This is a genomic window from Methanolobus sp. WCC5, assembly GCF_045690325.1.
In the GTDB taxonomy this organism is placed as follows: Archaea; Halobacteriota; Methanosarcinia; order Methanosarcinales; family Methanosarcinaceae; genus Methanolobus.
In genome coordinates this window covers 2,628,675-2,648,036 of sequence record NZ_CP146981.1, presented here as the reverse complement: position 1 = coordinate 2,648,036, position 19,362 = coordinate 2,628,675, and the positions used below count along the sequence as shown (strand labels likewise).

The following is a 19,362-nucleotide window of genomic DNA, read 5'->3' as shown; positions in this document are numbered from 1 at the left end:
TATGTGTTGATGTTTTCAAAATGAAATGTTAATTATATATCCCATTGTTTACGGTTATCCCGCAAGAAGTACACCATACATCAATACCCGAATATGCAGATACATATTTCATTATGCAAGCAGGGTGCAATGCAGAATTTTGATCTGCTGCATCAAAATTATGGGATACTTCATGCTGAACAATACTATCATGTGGCCAATCCGCGCCATCTGCAGTATCCGCGCATAATGCAAAAGCCCAACTTCCATAAGCAATCCCATTTTTGTCCATGTTATGCGTCCAACCAATCACCATATCATTTGCATAGCTCCGGCGCCATGCTGTATCTTCATATAGATCAGCAATTGCCATACTAGCACTATTCGCTGGACTAACATCACTTGCATCCCAATAATTCCAATACCAGTAAACGTTTACTCCAATGCCAAAATCCTCAAACCGATAAAGTGCATCGTGAGTATCCGTGGTAATGGCTTGCGTTGGCTTGTGTCTTGTGTCTTTTGCAACGAATATATATTCATTAATAATCCCATTTATAGCATACGGATTTGTGCCTACCGATAATGTCGAAAACAAAGGAACGTTATCTAAATCGTCACTGAAGCTGTGCATTTCCTCTTCTGAAACTGCGGGTTCCATGGTTACTTTCCTACTTTCAACCAACTTTTTAACTTCACTTTTTGGAAGAGCATAACCATTGACAATATCAATCTTAGGATCTGCAGGGTCTACTCCATATTTTTTGAAATACTGAGATCTAGCTTCATCTATTATATCAAACATTTCTTTATGGCTTATCACCAAATCATAATCTTTCCCTTCTTTAGAATCTTTGGGAGGTTTACCAGTTTTGCTTGCTATAATTCTCAACTCACTGTCTAGAATTGTTCCTTCTAAATAGTAAGGAAGTGTGTCATTAGCAAATTTCAAATCATTTTCAGTTATACCATATTTCTCATAAAGAGTTCTTAGCTCACTTTCAGTATAGCTTATACTTTTATCTGTTGCAACTGCAGTCGAATATTTCTCAGTGAGTCCACTCCCAAAAGACACAAAAACAGTACTCACCAATAACATAGATACAAGCAGCGCACCTATCCTAAATTTTGCATTCATTTTCATTTTCTGTACCTCATTTTACTACTCCCGAGGCAAGAAACGCAAAGCTTAAACTCAATAAAAGCTAACATTACTATGCCTCAGGGCAACTCCGAGGTTCAAGTATACATTGCAATTGTCGTTTGAACCTCGGTACACATTATTACAATGTGATAAAGAACACTGTAATTTTCTTTTATTTAAACATTGTGTCAATTAATCAAACTGATACACTATAAAGGAAAATGAAAAAATAGAGGAAGTTTGTTGTTTTTAGCTAGAACAGTGTCTCATGATAATGAATAATTCATACAGCACCGCATTACTAATATAGTGCAGAATCTTTGGAAGAGATTTCTCCAATTATCAGTTGAACGTTATGGCCATAAGTAATAAATATAACAATTGTTTTTGATAACAAGATATTTATTAGTTTTTTCTTTAAACCGATACACATACAATTCAAAGATTCAAGCTTCAAACTAGAACCTCTGCTTCACATCAACTATACTATACGAATAATATGAAGTCTCTAATATATGATGAATCGTTGATTGAAACAGTTCATGTACCATTCATTTTCCGGGGATGCAGACGAAATCACAAATGTTGGCACAACTTACTCCTTTCACTAACATCTCTTAAACATTTCAATTAAAATCAGGAACAGAGTCACAGAACAGCCACCAAGACTCAGACCCGAAATGCAATTCACATCATCATGAACTGCATGGCAATATTCAATGCCGTGACTCCAGTAGGGAACCATAAGGGACGCACAGACAGAAAGAATATCCACGGAAGGGAGTCTGATGATCATGAATACGGACATGAGCAAGATGATGCTTCTGGAATTAGAAGAAATCGAAATATAGGGCATATATACAGGAAAGAACACCGGAAAGGGCACTGAGATTGGGGCTGTAGGATGTATCTCTCCGATTATCCTGTTGCCACAGTGGTCATCGACCACAAGGATTATCCAGCCCTTGATACTGTTAATGAGTAATTTGTGCACATACTCTTCTGTGATCTCGTGGGCTTCACATTCATTATTCCTTACAATATCATTTTGTTTTCCTTTATAGTATTCCAACCTCTGTAGAAAAACTCGATATTCAAGCGATTACCATATTCTAAATATTTGTAATGTGCCCCTAGATATTGATTTATTTGATAAATTTTGCTGATTGATAGTTATTTAAATAGGATTTCTGCATAGCCGATGATTTTCGGGCATCTAATGATCAATCAGATCCTTAGTGTGCCCGTTTCAGATTAGGAGTGACGATAATCCTGTTAATTGTAGATTTTTTGTGGCGCGAGATTTTGCAAGTGACATTATCCCCGATTTTCACACTATTAAAGTCACTTCGATCAACCAAATAAGCACAACTTTGCCCCTTCACCAAGCCATTAACAGGGTCCAGAGATTTCACTTGTATTGTAACAATGTAATCAATGTTAATATATTTCCTTTGCATTAGCTGGTGTAACGAATCGTTGACAAAAACATTTTTGTCTTCTGAAGGAAAAAAATCTTCAAAATCTTTGTTTTCTACTTGTATCCATGGTTCGTCTGAGTATGGAACGTTGAATACGATTCCTTCTACAATGTCCCCACTCATTCTACCATTCACTGCTTTTGATTCAACCACGCCTTCCAATTCTACAGGAATAAGGATATTAAATATTAAAGTAAAAGCAATTAATATCATAATTACGATATACTTTTTTTTCATTTCGCTTTCCTTCTAAAAAAAATGAGAAATTACTGCTTAAAGCAGCAATACTTCTTATTTTCGTTAATAACTTATGTATGGTGAAGATGTGGTTGTTAAGGTTTTAGATGACAGAATGCTTTCTCTGAACACACCTACTCCTTTTACATCCAAAATCTTATAATTTCCACTACTATGTTGGGTTGCACTACATGTACTTCCTGGATTTATACCAACTGTAGAGGTTTGAGCTGCTCCACTATTGCATGTTACTTTCCATTTAGCAATGTCTGTATTCGTACTACAATAACATACTGTTGATACGTCAGGCTGGCTGTATGTCCATGTGATTCCGGCTGATGCTCCTCCAGATCCTCCTGTTATTGTCACTCCTTGTGATGTTTGTCCCGTATAAGGTCCATTTGGCCTATAGCTATACAATTGTTCGTTGCCTAAAGTACCATCACACCATTCCTGGTAAGCATATCCAATATAGTTCTTCCATACAGATGGCGTATATGCAGTGTAACCAGGTTCAAGTCCGAATTCCTGAACGATGGCAAACCAGTCTACTGTACTACTACCATCATTGTAAAGTACATACATTTCATAATTATTCGTGACACCTCCATAAGGAGACTGATATTTATCATCATAAAATCTACATGGATCGCTCCATTCTGCTCCACTTCTGGACGAACTTGAGTTCATATTATTGGAAATTGATTCAAGAGTCTTAATTGCATTGCCTTCAGCAGGGTTCAAGACCTCATTATTATACCATTCTTTAACTCTCTCTTCTATTTTAATAACAGATTCTTCATCACTGACTCTTCCAACATATTGGCTTGTGGTCCCATCATCATTAATTCTAAAGCAGTATGCTACAATACTCTCTCCTTTAGATAATTGAGGGATTGAGTATAATATTGGTCGGCTTGTATTCCCTTTCTCTTCCCTGTAGCTGTTGATTATTGCTTCTCTGGTTTCATTCAGTTCTTTTATAGTAATGGGATCTGAAAAATCGTGAACGATTTGAGCAAATTTAGTGTTTTGATATGTTTGCACGATTTTTTCATTTGAACCATTGTCATTATCCTGAGCACTTGCAGCTGGCACAAACACCATACCCAATATCAGCATCGCTATCAACAACGATGCAATTGTCATTCTATTTTGTTTCATTTTCTGTACCTCATTTTACTACTCCCGAGGCAAGAAACGCAAAGCTTAAACTCAATAAAAGCTAACATTACTATGCCTCAGGGCAACTCCGAGGTTCAAGTATACATTGCAATTGTCGTTTGAACCTCGGTACACATTATTACAATGTGATAAAGAACACTGTAATTTTCTTTTATTTAAACATTGTGTCAATTAATCAAACTGATACACTATAAAGGAAAATGAAAAAATAGAGGAAGTTTGTTGTTTTTAGCTAGAACAGTGTCTCATGATAATGAATAATTCATACAGCACCGCATTACTAATATAGTGCAGAATCTTTGGAAGAGATTTCTCCAATTATCAGTTGAACGTTATGGCCATAAGTAATAAATATAACAATTGTTTTTGATAACAAGATATTTATTAGTTTTTTCTTTAAACCGATACACATACAATTCAAAGATTCAAGCTTCAAACTAGAACCTCTGCTTCACATCAACTATACTATACGAATAATATGAAGTCTCTAATATATGATGAATCGTTGATTGAAACAGTTCATGTACCATTCATTTTCCGGGGATGCAGACGAAATCACAAATGTTGGCACAACTTACTCCTTTCACTAACATCTCTTAAACATTTCAATTAAAATCAGGAACAGAGTCACAGAACAGCCACCAAGACTCAGGCTCGAAATGCAATTCACATCATCATGAACTGCATGGCAATATTCAATGCCGTGACTCCGGCAGGGAACCATCAGAGACACACAGACAGAAAGAATATCCACGGAAGGGAGTCTGATGATCATGAATACGGACATGAGCAAGATGATGCTTCTGGAATGTAGAAGAAATCGAAATATAGGGCATATATGCAGGAAAGAACACCTGAAAGGCCGACTTTGAAAAGAGCCTAAAAATATCAGATTCATCTACCCACCCTTCTTAAATACTAAAAATCCACTTATTTAATCAAAAAAGGATAGAATATGCCTCAGATTCCAAACGAACACCCCACCCTCTGGATAAAGTCCGCAAAATCCCGAACGCTTCAGGGAAAGACCATCGTGCTTGCAGTCACAGGCAGCATTGCTGCCGTAAGGACCATAGAGCTTGCGCGGGAACTCATTCGCAGGGGAGCGCATGTATATGCGGTCATGAGCGAGGCTGCCGGCTGCATAATCAATCCCATGGCCCTGCATTATGCCACCGGGAACGAGGTTATCACCTCAATAACAGGAAAGGTCGAGCATGTGGAATTCTTTGGAAAACTGGGCAGAGCGGACCTGTTGCTCATAGCACCTGCAACTGCCAATACCATAGGGAAGATTGCTACAGGCATAGATGACACCCCTGTAACCACCTTTGCAACAACTGCCATCGGTGCAGGCAAAACTGTAATGATAGTGCCTGCAATGCATGAAGATATGTATAATCATCCTGGCGTTGTGGAGAACATAGGGAAGATTAAGGGATGGGGAATCGGTTTCATCGGACCCAGGTTAGAAGAAGGTATTGCCAAGATAGCTTCAAATGAGGATATAATACTTGAAGTAGAACGTGCAACCGGGAAAAGGATCCTGCAGGGAATGAAGATACTGATCACAAGTGGGTCCACAGCAGAACCCATAGACCCCATACGCATCATGACCAACAGGGCATCCGGAAAGACCGGTACCGAGCTGGCACTGGAGGCCTATCGCAGGGGTGCTGATGTCACCATTGTGCACAGGAGCAGACTTGGCGTTTCCGGTATCAACGAGATATTTGCCGAAACAGCCACACAGATGACCGATGCAGTGCTTGAGGAACTTGGTAAAGGATATGATTTGCTAATAAGTTCTGCTGCCATTGCAGATTATACCATTGATGCTATCGGGCAGAAGATCAAATCCGGGGAAGAGCTTAACCTTTCATTCCGGCCAACCCGCAAACTCATAAAAGAAGCCAGAAAGGCATACCCCCGATTAAGGATAGTCGGGTTTAAGGCAGAGGCCGGAGTTGACAGGGAAGAATTGCACAGAAGAGCCAGGCAGACCCTTCAAGATTGCAGGCTTGACATGATCGTTGCCAATGAGGTAAGCAAAACCGGCATCGGAACGGACAGTAATTGTGTCACTCTGATATATGCTGCAGGAAGAGAGGAACTATCCGTAGAGGGTTCTAAAAGTCTTATTGCAGGTGTCCTTATGGATGAGATAACCATGATGATCGCAAAGGATGAAGAATAGATGCCATCCGGAAAGATTGTAACTGCAACTGCCTTTGCGCCGGCCCATATTACCGGCTTTTTTCAGATACATGAAGATGCAGACCTCATGAAAAAAGGATCCACCGGTTGCGGAGTTGTGCTTGACCGGGGAGTCCGCACCACCGTGAAGGCAGGGGGAAATATAAAAGATACCCTGGTGTTCCTCAATTGCAGGGAAGTGCCTGGAGATACTATCCGTTCTGTCGTACAAAAAATCACAGCGGATCCGGCAAGAATAGACTGCATTTCAGATATACCCGTTGGATGTGGTTTCGGGGCATCGGGTGCCGGAGCACTTGGGACTGCCTATGCACTTAACCATGCGCTATCACTTGACCTTACTGCAAGCCAGCTCAATGACATCGCACATATGGCAGAGGTCAGCAACCGCAGCGGTCTTGGAGACGTTACAGGGCAGGCTCACGGAGGAATACTCATCAGAAAAACACCCGGAGCACCTTCCATAGCAACTGTGGACAGTATACCATGCTCAGAAAACGATGTGTACTGTGTGGTTCTGGGGGAATTGTCAACAAAGTCAGTGATCAGTGACCCGGAAATGGTACAAGGGATCAATGAAGCAGGAAAAATAGCCATGAAAAGACTGATGCAAAGTCCGTCTGCTGATAATTTCATGCTCTGCTCCAGGGAGTTCACAATACAGAGCAGGCTTGCCAGTGAAAAGGTGGAGGAAGCCATAGAAGCTGCAAGAACCATTGATGTCGTGGCATCCCAGGCAATGCTGGGAAATACTGTTTTCTCAATGCCTCCGTCTTCAGCAGCTAGTGAGCTGGAAGAAATACTTGGAGATTTTGGGGAAGTACTTAAGTTCAGGATAAGGACTGGTAGCATCCGGATAGCATAAGTGAAAACATATTTATGATTTACATTGATAGATAGGGTTAGAACGACTGTAAAAATCCAACGAAGACAATGGGTTTTGGAGAAGCTGTCGCATTAAAGTAAAGATAATCGTTGCCATTACCTGAACAAAGAAATACACCTGGCCAGCAAATGAATATCAGGAGAGAACGGATACAATGACAGAAATCCCGAAGGACCACCCGCGATACGAATCCCTCATCACAAGGGAGAAGATAGTAGAAGGAGTAGATATAGGGATTACCAGCAAGCAGGGCCTGGTTGCCCAGGGCAGGGGGGAGGCCTTTGATTACCTTATAGGGGAGAAGACCATAGAATCCGCAGCAATTGCCCAGAGGGCAGCGGTTGCACATCTGCTCCTTGCAGAAAATCCCATTATATCCGTAAACGGTAACACTGCGGCCCTTGTACCGGACCTCATGGTTTCCCTTGCAGATGTCAGCGGTGCAAGACTTGAGGTGAATCTCTTCCACAGGAGTGATGCCAGGGTCCACAGGATATCCGAACATCTCAAAGCCCATGGTGCCGGGGTCGTCCTTGGAGGAAAAGGGGATAAAAGACTGGACCTTTCACATGACAGAGCCATTGTTGATGAAGAAGGGATTTTTAACGCAGATGTGGTGCTCGTACCCCTTGAAGATGGGGACAGGTGCCAAAGACTTGTGGAAATGGGGAAGACTGTCATTGCAATAGACCTCAACCCGCTGTCAAGAACATCGCTCACTGCAACCGTATCCATAATTGACAACGTGACCAGGGCACTTGGCAACATGGTCCAGTTCACAAAGGATATGAAAGGAAAGAGCCGGGATTCACTTCATGCCATCATTGATGCCTATGACAATGACAGGGTCATATCCGATGCCCTGTATTCCATGCAGGAAAATCTGAAAAACAAGGCTGAAGAAAGAGGTATCACATGGATCTGATAGAAAGGACGCGCCTGTTCGTCACCGGAGTACTCGAAGGTGAACCCAGTACCCACGACATGTCCCATATAGAACGTGTTGAGAGGACATGTATAAAGATATATGAAAAAGAAGGTGGTGACCTTCAGACCCTGCGTCTTGCTGCCCTGCTCCATGATGTGGGTATCGTAAGGGAGCACAAAGAAGGCGGGAACCATGCAGAGTACAGCGCAGAGATAGCACGAGAGTTCCTTGTGGAGAACGGTGCCGGGAAGGAACTTGTAGACCATGTGGTAGCCTGTGTGCTCTCCCATCGCTTCAGCAGAGGTATGCAGGCAGAGAGCATAGAGGCTAAGATACTCCAGGATGCGGACCGCATCGATGCACTAGGTGCCGTGGGGATCTTCCGTTCCCTTGTATCCATGGGAGCCTTAAGGGCACTTAAACAGACCATCGGGACCGTGAAAGAGACTTCAATGAACGCTTACACCGAAGATCCTTTCGATGGCTTTTATGATTATATGGAAAGAAAACCATTCATGATACCTGAGAGGCTTAACACGGAAACTGCAAAAGGGATCGCAGAGCAGAGGCTTACCATTATGCGCATGTACCTGGAGCAATTGAAGGAAGAAACATCATAAAGATATCATCAAGATCAAAGGAGAGAGATAATGGCTGACATGATCATAAAGAATGCCTGCATTCTCACAATGGACCCGGAAGTAGGCGATATCGAGAACGGGGTCATTGTAATAGAAAATGGCATCATAAAGGAGATTGGCACATCGACCGGTTACAGCGCAGAGAAGGAGATCGATGCCAGAGGTTCGGTCCTTATGCCGGGACTTGTGAATACACACTGCCATGCCGGCATGACTATTTTCAGGGGCTATGCAGATGATATGCATTTGCAGGACTGGCTTGAGAACCACATATGGCCGGCTGAGGGGAAACTTACGGATGAGGACATCTATGCCGGTACAAGGCTTGCATGCCTGGAGATGATACGTTCCGGTACCACCACTTTTGCGGATATGTATATCCACGAGAATATGGTTGCACGGGCTGTTGAGGAGGCCGGCCTCCGTGCTGCACTTTCCTATGGAATGATAGATTTTAGCGATAAGCAAAAGGCTGACAGGGAACTTAAAGAAGGCAGTGGGTTTGTCAGGGAGTGGAATGGGAAAGCAGGCGGCAGGATAACTGCTATGTACGGACCTCACGCCCCCAACACATGTTCCAGGGAGTTTCTGATAAGAGTGAAAGAGCAGGCTGTAAAAGATAATGTCAGGATACATATCCATGTACTTGAAACAGAAGCAGAGCTCAATTACATGAAAGAGAATTTCGGCATGTGTTCCATACATTTTCTCAAAGGCATCGATTTCTGGGGGCCTGACGTGCTTGCAGCTCACTGTGTCTGGCTTTCGGACGGCGATATAAGGATACTTGCAGAATATGGTGTGAACATTTCGCACAATCCGGTGAGCAATATGAAACTGGCATCGGGAATCTGTCCTGTTTCCAAACTTCTTGACAGTGGTGCCAATGTTTGCCTGGGAACAGACGGATGTGCTTCCAACAACAATCTGGACATGTTCGAGGAAATGAAGACAGCAGCCCTTTTGCAGAAGGTCAGTACAATGGATCCAACAGTGCTTCCGGCACGTAAAGTGCTTGAGATGGCAACGAGAAATGGAGCTAAAGCCCTTGGTATCAAAAGTGGGATGCTGACGGAAGGTTACAATGCTGACATGATCATAGTTGATATGAACAAGGCCCATCTGACACCGGTCTACGATGTTGCATCACATCTTGTATATGCAGCCAGCGGCAAGGATGTCAAGACCACAATAGTAAGTGGCAGGCTGCTAATGGAAGATGGAAAGGTCCTTTCACTTGACGAGCAGGAAGTAATAGATAGTGCCGTTAATAGATCAAAGGGCCTCATATCAAGAATCGATAATTGAGAATTTAACTACAACGATCTTAGGAAATAAATGGAGAATCGGAATGAGTGATACCGAAATGATAGAATCCGGCAATATGAAGATAGACTGGGTTCTAAACCATATGCCCGTTCTTAATATCATAAGAGAACAGTTCGAAAAAGAAAAACCCCTTGCTGGCCACAGAGTTGGTATGGCCCTGCATGTGGAGGCGAAGACTGCTGCACTGGTGGAGACACTGGCCATAGGCGGAGCGCAGGTGGCCATCACAGGCTGCAATCCCCTGAGCACACAGGACGATGTGTCCATGGCACTTCACAACAAGGAAAATATCTGCTGTTTTGCAAAATACGATTGCTGCAATGAGGAATATTATGAGGCCATAGATAAGGTACTTGACTTTAAACCAGACATCACCATTGATGATGGTGCTGATCTTATCTTCAAGCTCCATACAGAACGCACTGACCTTTTGCCCCTGATACTGGGAGGATGTGAAGAGACCACAACGGGCATTCACAGGCTAAAGGCCATGGAGCGCGACGGTGCACTGAAGATGCCGGTCATTGCAGTAAATGATGCCATGACAAAGTTCCTTTTCGACAACCGTTACGGCACAGGCCAGTCATCATGGGATGGGATCATGAGGACCACTAACCTCCTTATAGCAGGCAAAAATGTGGTCATTGGCGGATACGGCTGGTGTGGCAAGGGTGCGGCATTGCGTGCAAAGGGCCTTGGTGCAAATGTGATCGTTACCGAGATAGACCCCATTCGGGCGCTTGAAGCCCGCATGGACGGTAACCAGGTAATGCCCATGAGAGAGGCTGCAAAGATAGGGGACATATTCCTCACCACAACAGGGAACCGGGATATACTGAAAAGGGAGGATTTTGAAGTGATCAGGGACGGTGCTATCCTTGCAAACGCAGGACACTTCAATGTGGAGATCAACCTTGATGACCTTACTGCCATGGCAAGCTCGGTGCGGACGGTCAGGAAGAATATAAAAGAATACAGGCTCATGGACAGGCGCGTATATGTGCTTGCAGACGGAAGGCTTGTAAATCTTGCAGCAGGTGACGGCCACCCTGCAGAGGTCATGGATATGAGTTTTGCTAACCAGGCTCTTTGCGTAAGGTACATAGCAGAGAATAAACTGCCAGACGGAGTACATGCAGTACCTCGTGAACTGGACATAGGGATTGCTGAGATGAAACTGATGTCCATGGGCATCAGCATTGACAAACTGTCTGAAGAACAGTCAGCTTACATGAACAACTGGGAATGCGGGACATAAGTCCCTTTTTTTTTAATAAAAAGATTTATTTGGTTGCTACACCCGGAATAATTACTTAAGAAATGAGGAAAGAGACATTCCATCAGAAATGACTGTATCTACTTTGTAAAAAGTGAAAATAATCTGATATAAAGATTCTGCTTTTGTTTTGTTTAAAGGTACATTAATAAAAAACATATAAGTAATAGGAAGTCGTTCTAAACCGTAGTAGTTCGAATGCACCGGGGATGCACGAAAACTTTATATCCCATAAGTGCTTTTATCCCCCGCTACACCGAAGTCGATGAACGTGAAGCAGTCCCGGCAAATCCACCCAACAAATTGGGCTCGTAGCTCAGTCAGGCAGAGCGTCTGGCTTTTAACCAGACGGCCTAGGGTTCAAATCCCTACGAGCCCGCCATCATTTTGCACAAGAGTGTTCACGTTCACATTTTTGAGGGAGGAGTAATAAAAGTGAGAAAATTCAGCCTGCTTGATCATCAGTTAATCCCTAAACATGAGATTATGTCGGAAGAGGAACTAAAATCTGTTTTAAAGCAATATGCAATTGATAAGGAGCAACTTCCCAAGATAAAGGTCGTTGATCCGGTCATACAGGAAATCGGGGCACAGGTGGGGGAAGTTGTCAGGATATCCCGTAATAGCCAGACTGCCGGAGAGGCTTTCTACTATCGACTTGTCATCGCTTAAGGAAGCGACATTCACACCAAGACAAATTGACATGTCTTTTTTGCAATAATACAAATCACATAAAGAAGGTGCTATCATAGCGTTAACTAAAGGACAGATCCCACGTTCGTTTTTTACGAAAGAGAAGATCGTACAGCATCACATAGATTCATATAATAAGTTTCTGGAGACAGGCCTGCAAAAGATCATAGATGAACAGAGGATCATAGAGACAGACCTTGAAGACACTTATATCAAACTGGGTGCCATCCGCGTAGAGAACCCGGTGGTCAAAGAGGCTGACGGAGCCATTGAGAACCTGTATCCTAACGAGGCCAGGCTCAGGAACCTTTCATATTCCGCACCCCTATACCTGCAGATGAGTGTTGTGGAGAATGATGAGGAAAAAGAACCACAGGAAGCAAAGATCGGACAGCTTCCCGTAATGATCAAATCTGACATCTGCAACCTCAAGAACCTCAGCGAGGACGAGATGGTCAAATACGGAGAGGACCCGCTGGATCCCGGAGGATATTTCATAGTCAATGGGACCGAGCGAGTGGTAATGACCCTGGAAGACCTCGCCCCCAACAAGATCCTCACCGAATTCGGTGAAAGATACGGAGACACCATAGAAGTATCCAAGGTGTTCTCACAGAGAAGAGGATACAGGGCACTGGTGGTTGTTGAAAGAGGAAGGAAATCACTCCTGGAGGTATCGTTCCCTTCAATATCGGGCCGCCTCAATTTCATCACACTTATGAGAGCCCTTGGTGTCGAAACTGATGAAGAGCTGGTTAAGGCCGTATCGACTGACCCCGAAATAATGAAGTTCATGTTTGAGAACCTTGAAGAGGCAGAGGTCGACAACATAGAGGATGCAATGGAAAAGATAGGTTCAAGGGTTGCTTCGGGACAGGCCAGGGACTACCAGATAAAGCGTGCAAACTATGTCATTGACAGATACCTTTTACCACACCTTGGGAACGAACCCACGGACAGGGCAGCAAAGGCAAACTTTCTGGGAAGGATGGCAGAGTCCTGCTTTGAACTTGCACTTGGAAGACGTAATCCGGATGATAAGGACCACTATTCCAACAAGAGGCTCAAACTTACAGGAGACCTTATGGAGGACCTGTTCAGGGTTGCATTCAACAGGCTCTCAAGAGATATCAAATACCAGCTGGAGAGAGCTAACATGAGGAACCGTGAGCTCAATGTTATCACACTTGTCAGAGCCGACGTACTGACTGACAGGCTGCAACACCCGCTTGCAACCGGTAACTGGGTCGGAGGAAGGACGGGAGTATCCCAGCTGCTTGACAGGACCGATTATATATCAACACTGTCTCACCTCAGACGTGTCATATCCCCGCTTTCAAGGGCCCAGCCACACTTTGAGGCACGTGACCTTCACCCTACCCAATGGGGAAGGCTTTGTCCCTCGGAAACCCCGGAAGGACCTAACTGTGGACTTGTGAAGAACTTTGCACAGATGGTAGAACTTTCCACAGGCAGTGACGAGAATAAAAAGATAAAAAGTATCCTTTATGACCTTGGTGTCGTCAAGACCGTCCTTAATTCTTCCCTGAAGGCCCTGCCTGAATATGATGCAGAGCTTGATGACTATGTGGACGAGCTGGAAGTAAGACATCTGGCAGAAGACGAAAAATCAGATCCTATCGGATATGCGAACTATTCAGATTCATTAGATGACATGGGAGGACTGCTCGATGAATGAAGCTAAGGTTTTCCTTAACGGAGAACTAATCGGAACCCACACCGACCCTGCCGAACTGGTAGAGAATGTCAGGGAACAGCGCAGGAACGGAATTATTTCAGACCAGGTCAATGTCACATATTATGAGGACATACATGAAGTACTTATAAATACGGATATGGGTCGTGCAAGGAGACCACTCATCATCGTAAAAGCTGGCGAAGCCCTCGTATCTGAGGAAGAAGAGAACATGCTTGCAGAGGGCAGGTTATCCTATACCGAAATGACAAAGAACGGAAAGATAGAATACCTGGACTCCGAAGAAGAGGAGAATGCATTTATCGCACTTTACAGAAGCCACATAACACCCAAACATACCCATATGGAAATAAATCCAGGGCTTATGCTGGGCATCTGTACGGGAATGGTACCTTATCCGGAACACAATGCATCCCCGCGTAATACTATGGGTGCTGCCATGGTCAAGCAGTGTATAGGTGTCTCGACATCTAACACAAAGCTCAGACCGGACACCCGAGCACACATACTTCATTATCCGCAGAAAGCCATGGTCAGGACACAGACATGTGAGGCCATACACTTTGATGACAGACCTGCGGGACAGAACTTCGTTGTAGCTGTCATGTCCTACGAAGGACACAATATTGAAGATGCACTGGTCTTCAACAAGGGCTCCATTGAGAGAGGACTTGGAAGAAGTCACTTCCTCAGGACATTTGAAGGTGAAGAGAGACGTTACCCCGGAGGACAGGAGGATAAGTTCGAGATACCCGACTCCGAGTTCAGAGGTGCACGCAGTCCGGAAGCATATGCAAACCTTGATGTGGACGGCCTTGTGAATCCGGAAACTCAGGTCGGACCAAACGATGTCCTTATCGGAAAGACAAGCCCTCCGCGTTTCCTTGAAGAGCAGTCCGATTTCGGACTGACTGTGGAACAACGCAGGGAAAGTGCCATAACAATGCGATCCAACGAGAAAGGTATCGTAGATACGGTCATACTTACTGAATCAATTAACGGAACACGCCTTGCAAAGGTAAAGATAAGGGACCAGAGAATCCCTGAGATTGGTGACAAGTTTGCATCAAGACACGGTCAGAAGGGAGTTATCGGTCTTATCGTGCCTTTCGCAGACATGCCATTCACTGAAAAAGGAATGGTACCTGACCTTATTATAAATCCACATGCAATCCCTTCACGTATGACCGTAGGTCACGTGCTTGAGATGATTGGTGGCAAAGTTGGATCCATGGAAGGCCGAAGGATCAACGCAACCGCATTCTCAGGAGAGAAGGAAGACGACCTGCGGGCCGGACTCAAACAGCATGGATTTGCACACACTGGAAAGGAAGTATTCTTTGACGGAGTTACCGGCAAGAAGATACAGGCCGACGTATTCGTAGGAGTGATCCTTTACCAGAAGCTGCACCACATGGTGGCATCCAAGATGCATGCAAGGTCCCGCGGGCCTGTACAGGTGCTTACAAGGCAGCCAACAGAAGGTCGTGCCCGTGAAGGAGGTCTGCGTTTCGGAGAGATGGAGCGTGATGTGCTTATCGGCCATGGTGCTGCAATGACACTGAAAGAAAGACTGCTCGACGAATCTGACAAGGTAGTAGAGCTGGTCTGCGGACACTGCGGAATGATAGCGACCTTTGACAGGAAGAGAAATGTCAGGTACTGTGCCAACTGTGGTGCGGAAACCGACATCCATCCTGTGGAGATGAGCTACGCATTCAAACTGTTGCTTGACGAAATCAAATCCCTTGGTGTGGCCCCCAGACTGCAACTTGAGGATGCTGTATAAGGGGTGAATCAAAATGAATGAAATTCCATCTATTCCAAAAAGGGTCGGTGCCATAAAGTTCGGTCTTCTCTCCCCCCGGGAAGTGAGGAAGATGAGTGTGACCGCCATCATTACCGCTGACACTTACGACGATGACGGTTATCCCATCGACATGGGTCTTATGGACCTGCGCCTGGGAGTGATCGACCCCGGTCTGAAATGTAAGACCTGCGGAAGCCGTGCAGGAGAATGCCCCGGACATTTCGGACACATTGATCTTGTCGCACCGGTCATACACGTCGGTTTTAACAAGACCATACGCAAGACACTGCGATCCATCTGCCGCAATTGCAGCAGGCTGCTTCTTGAGCCTGAAAAGAAAAGAGAGTTCCTGGAACAGCTTATTACTTCTAAGGAAATGGGGCATCTTCCTGACAATATAATCAATGAGGTGTTCAAGGAAGCACGTAAGGCAAAGTCCTGTCCTTACTGCTCAACCGAGCAGCTTGAGATCAAGTTTGAAAAACCAAGCGACTACATAGAAGACGGGCACAAGCTAACTCCGACTGAGATACGGGACCGTTTTGAGAACATACCCGATGAGGATGTGAAAGTACTTGGAATGGACCCCTCAAGTGCAAGACCTGAATGGATGGTCCTTACGGTCCTGCCGGTCCCACCTGTAACTGTCAGGCCTTCGATCACACTTGAATCCGGCCAGCGCAGTGAAGACGACCTGACACATAAACTTGTGGACATCATCAGGATAAACCAGAGGTTTCAGGAGAACAGGGATGCAGGTGCCCCGCAGCTTATTATAGAGGACCTTTGGGAACTTCTCCAGTACCATGTTACAACATTCTTTGACAATGAAGTATCAGGTGTCCCTCCGGCACGACACCGGTCAGGAAGGCCTCTGAAAACACTCACCCAGCGCCTTAAGGGTAAGGAAGGAAGGTTCAGGGGAAGCCTGTCAGGAAAGCGTGTGAACTTCTCAGCACGTACTGTTGTATCTCCTGACCCAAACCTGAGCATCAATGAGGTTGGCGTCCCTTATGCGATCGCAATGCAGATGACCATACCCGAAAAGGTGACAACAAGGAACATAGAGCTTCTACGTATGTATGTACTGCGTGGAAGCGAGGTACATCCTGGTGCAAACTACGCAATACGCGATGATGGAAGGCGTATAAGAGTATCTGAGATCAATAAAGAGGAACTGGCTGAAAAGATAGAGACCGGATGGACCGTTGAAAGACAGCTCATGGACGGGGATATTGTCCTCTTTAACAGGCAGCCTTCACTTCACAAGATGAGCATCATGGCTCACAGGGTCAAGGTATTGCCATACAAGACATTCAGGCTCAACCCTGCAGTATGTCCGCCCTATAACGCGGACTTTGACGGTGACGAAATGAACATGCACGTGCTCCAGACGGAAGAATCCAGGGCTGAGGCCAGCATTCTTATGCAGGTGCAGGAAAATATCCTGTCCCCGCGTTTTGGAGGACCTATCATAGGGGGGATACATGACCATATTTCTGGCCTTTTCCTGCTTACAAGGAATGAGAACAGCATCACAAAGAACGCTGCACTGGAGCTGCTCAGAAAATCAGATGTGAGGGATTTACCCGAACCTTCAAGTCATTCCGCGGACGAGGAACCGCTGTGGAACGGAAAACAGATATTCAGCCAGATCCTTCCGAAAGGACTTTACCTTGAGTTCCCTGCACAGGTATGTTTCAAATGTGACACCTGTAAGAAAAAAGAATGCGAATATGATGCTTACGTTGTCATTGAAGATGGGGAGATGATCCAGGGTACCATTGACGAACAGGCCATCGGTGCCTTCAAGGGCAAGATCCTTGACAAGGTCGTAAAAGAATATGGCACTGAGGCCGGTGCAAAGTTCGTTGATGACTTTACAAGACTTGCCATCCGTGGTGTAATGAAGACAGGACTTAGTTTTGGCATCAGTGATGAAGACATACCCAGGACCGCAAAGATGCAAATTGGCAATCTGCTAAATGAAGCTGAGGAAAAGGTCAAGATACTTATTGAGGCCTACGAGGCAAAAGAGCTTGAACCGCTGCCAGGACGAACACTTGAGGAAACCATCGAAATGAAGATCATGCAGGAACTGGGCAGGGCAAGGGACCAGACAGGTAATATTGCAGGTAAACAGCTGGGTCTTGAGAACTCTGCAGTGATAATGGCCAAGTCCGGTGCCAGAGGATCAATGCTCAACCTTACCCAGATGGCAGCCTGTGTCGGACAGCAGGCAGTTCGTGGTGAAAGGATCAGGAGAGGTTATGCAGGCAGAACTCTTCCACACTTTGACAGGGGTGACCTCGGTGCTGATGCCCATGGGTTTGTCAAAGCAAGTTATAAGAGCGGACTTAACCCCACAGAATATTTCTTCCATGCCATCGGTGGACGTGAAGGTCTTGTGGACACTGCGGTCCGTACATCACAGTCAGGTTACCTGCAAAGAAGACTTGTGAACGCTTTGCAGGATCTTGAAGTCCAGTATGACGGGTCGGTGCGTGAAACACGTGGAGTGATAGTCCAGTTCAAGTATGGAGAGGATGGTATAGACTCCACAAAGAGTGACTACAGCAAACCGGAGGCAATACACAGGATTGTCAGAATGGTCACCGGTAAGGAGGTGAACTGAATGACTATCAGTGAAGTTACTATTGATACAATGATCTCAGGGCTTAACCTGCCAAATAACATTATGAAAACTCTGAAAGAGGACGTCATGAAAGTAGGCGTTACAAAAAAGGAGCTGGAAGAGATAATTGAGCGTGTAAAGGAAAGCTATGAATATGCATGTGTGGAGCCCTGTGAGGCAGTGGGCGTCGTTTCGGCACAATCCATTGGTGAGCCGGGCACACAGATGACAATGCGTACTTTCCACTATGCAGGTGTGGCAGAGATCAACGTTACACTGGGTCTTCCACGTCTGATAGAAATTGTCGACGCAAGGAAGCAGCCAAGTACGCCAATGATGACCATTGCACTGGAAGAGGAATATGCAAATGACAGGGATAAAGCACGAAAGCTTGCATGGGAGATAGAGGCAACCCACATAGAACATCTTGCTGACATCACCACAGACCTGGCTAACATGCACCTGATCATTGATCTGCATGAGAAGACCCTTTACCAGAGATCCCTCACTGCAGACGACATCGCAGACAAGCTTCGCGATGAACTTGATGTTATGGTGAATGTATCCGGCAGCGTTGCAAACCAGATAATTGTCACCCCCAATTCACCCTCCTATCGAGAGCTTCTCCAGCTTGCAAAAAATATCCATTCAATAACACTGAAAGGAATCGAGGGTATCAAAAGAGTTGTGATCAGGAAGGACGGGGATGAATATACACTCTATACAGAAGGATCACAGCTTAAGGAAGTACTCCAGATAGAAGGGATCGATGTTACAAGGACATATACCAACAATATCGGGGAGATATATGATGTCTTTGGCATAGAGGCCGCAAGGAATGCCATCATTACAGAGGCAACTAATACGCTTTCCGAACAGGGTCTTACTGTTGATATCAGGCATATTATGCTTGTATCTGATATAATGTGCTGTGACGGAGAAGTGAAACAGATAGGCAGACATGGTATTTCAGGTGAAAAGGCCAGTGTGTTTGCCCGTGCGGCTTTTGAAGTCACTGTAAATCACCTGCTTGATGCAGGTATGCGCGGAGACCGTGATGAGCTTAATGGCGTTACAGAAAACATCATCGTCGGTCAGCCCATAAAGCTGGGAACCGGAGACGTACATCTCATTGCGAAATGAAAAGGTTGTTATATAGCCCTATATAAAGGACAACCAGAAAGTAAATATACGGAATCACTTA

Annotated in this window: 15 protein-coding genes and 1 tRNA gene; 12 read left to right on the top strand and 4 right to left on the bottom strand. The window is 44.8% G+C overall.

Going from position 1 to position 19,362, the window contains the following annotated elements:
• Nucleotides 1-28 precede the first annotated feature (28 nt).
• The 4 genes from V7O64_RS12890 to V7O64_RS12875 all read right to left on the bottom strand — a co-directional run bounded on the left by V7O64_RS12890 (nt 29) and on the right by V7O64_RS12875 (nt 4,005).
• Nucleotides 29-1,123 carry a hypothetical protein gene (locus tag V7O64_RS12890; RefSeq protein WP_407355773.1) on the bottom strand — a complete coding sequence of 365 codons (1,095 nt, stop codon included), beginning with the start codon at nt 1,121-1,123 and terminating at the stop codon, nt 29-31.
• A gap of 607 nt (nt 1,124-1,730) precedes the next feature.
• Nucleotides 1,731-2,195, bottom strand: coding sequence for a hypothetical protein (locus V7O64_RS12885; protein ID WP_407355772.1), 465 nt, complete (start codon nt 2,193-2,195; stop codon nt 1,731-1,733).
• Nucleotides 2,196-2,358: 163 nt separating this feature from the next.
• Nucleotides 2,359-2,841: a hypothetical protein gene (locus V7O64_RS12880; protein WP_407355771.1), complete on the bottom strand. Its 483-nt coding sequence runs from the start codon at nt 2,839-2,841 to the stop codon at nt 2,359-2,361.
• 63 nt (nt 2,842-2,904) lie between these two features.
• Complete coding sequence (locus tag V7O64_RS12875; protein WP_407355770.1) at nt 2,905-4,005, bottom strand: hypothetical protein; 1,101 nt, start codon at nt 4,003-4,005, stop codon at nt 2,905-2,907.
• A gap of 976 nt (nt 4,006-4,981) precedes the next feature.
• On the opposite strand from V7O64_RS12875, the gene coaBC reads away from it, so the two are divergent.
• The 12 genes from coaBC (at nt 4,982) to rpoA2 (ending at nt 19,301) form a co-directional block, all read left to right on the top strand.
• Nucleotides 4,982-6,223, top strand: a complete 1,242-nt coding sequence (coaBC, locus tag V7O64_RS12870) for a bifunctional phosphopantothenoylcysteine decarboxylase/phosphopantothenate--cysteine ligase CoaBC (RefSeq protein ID WP_407355769.1) — start codon at nt 4,982-4,984, stop codon at nt 6,221-6,223.
• On the top strand, nt 6,224-7,108 hold the full coding sequence (locus tag V7O64_RS12865) for a pantoate kinase (protein ID WP_407355768.1): 885 nt from the start codon (nt 6,224-6,226) through the stop codon (nt 7,106-7,108).
• A 175-nt stretch (nt 7,109-7,283) separates the two neighbouring features.
• Nucleotides 7,284-8,054, top strand: a complete 771-nt coding sequence (locus tag V7O64_RS12860; RefSeq protein WP_407355767.1) for a 4-phosphopantoate--beta-alanine ligase — start codon at nt 7,284-7,286, stop codon at nt 8,052-8,054.
• Nucleotides 8,045-8,677: an HD domain-containing protein gene (locus V7O64_RS12855; protein ID WP_407355766.1), complete on the top strand. Its 633-nt coding sequence runs from the start codon at nt 8,045-8,047 to the stop codon at nt 8,675-8,677. Before V7O64_RS12860 ends, V7O64_RS12855 begins: the two co-directional genes overlap by 10 nt.
• 30 nt (nt 8,678-8,707) lie before the next feature.
• Nucleotides 8,708-10,006, top strand: coding sequence for an amidohydrolase family protein (locus tag V7O64_RS12850; RefSeq protein WP_407355765.1), 1,299 nt, complete (start codon nt 8,708-8,710; stop codon nt 10,004-10,006).
• A gap of 43 nt (nt 10,007-10,049) precedes the next feature.
• Nucleotides 10,050-11,285: an adenosylhomocysteinase gene (locus V7O64_RS12845; RefSeq protein ID WP_407355764.1), complete on the top strand. Its 1,236-nt coding sequence runs from the start codon at nt 10,050-10,052 to the stop codon at nt 11,283-11,285.
• Nucleotides 11,286-11,608: 323 nt separating this feature from the next.
• Nucleotides 11,609-11,685: transfer RNA gene (locus V7O64_RS12840), tRNA-Lys, on the top strand.
• Nucleotides 11,686-11,738: 53 nt separating this feature from the next.
• Nucleotides 11,739-11,975 (top strand): DNA-directed RNA polymerase subunit H, encoded by a 237-nt coding sequence (locus V7O64_RS12835; RefSeq protein ID WP_407355763.1) that lies wholly within the window; start codon nt 11,739-11,741, stop codon nt 11,973-11,975.
• 97 nt (nt 11,976-12,072) lie between these two features.
• On the top strand, nt 12,073-13,695 hold the full coding sequence (locus V7O64_RS12830; protein ID WP_407357349.1) for a DNA-directed RNA polymerase subunit B'': 1,623 nt from the start codon (nt 12,073-12,075) through the stop codon (nt 13,693-13,695).
• Nucleotides 13,688-15,502: a DNA-directed RNA polymerase subunit B gene (rpoB, locus tag V7O64_RS12825; RefSeq protein WP_407355762.1), complete on the top strand. Its 1,815-nt coding sequence runs from the start codon at nt 13,688-13,690 to the stop codon at nt 15,500-15,502. Before V7O64_RS12830 ends, rpoB begins: the two co-directional genes overlap by 8 nt.
• 13 nt (nt 15,503-15,515) lie before the next feature.
• Nucleotides 15,516-18,158: a DNA-directed RNA polymerase subunit A' gene (locus tag V7O64_RS12820; RefSeq protein ID WP_407355761.1), complete on the top strand. Its 2,643-nt coding sequence runs from the start codon at nt 15,516-15,518 to the stop codon at nt 18,156-18,158.
• Nucleotides 18,159-19,301: a DNA-directed RNA polymerase subunit A'' gene (rpoA2, locus tag V7O64_RS12815; RefSeq protein ID WP_407355760.1), complete on the top strand. Its 1,143-nt coding sequence runs from the start codon at nt 18,159-18,161 to the stop codon at nt 19,299-19,301.
• Nucleotides 19,302-19,362: the final 61 nt, after the last annotated feature.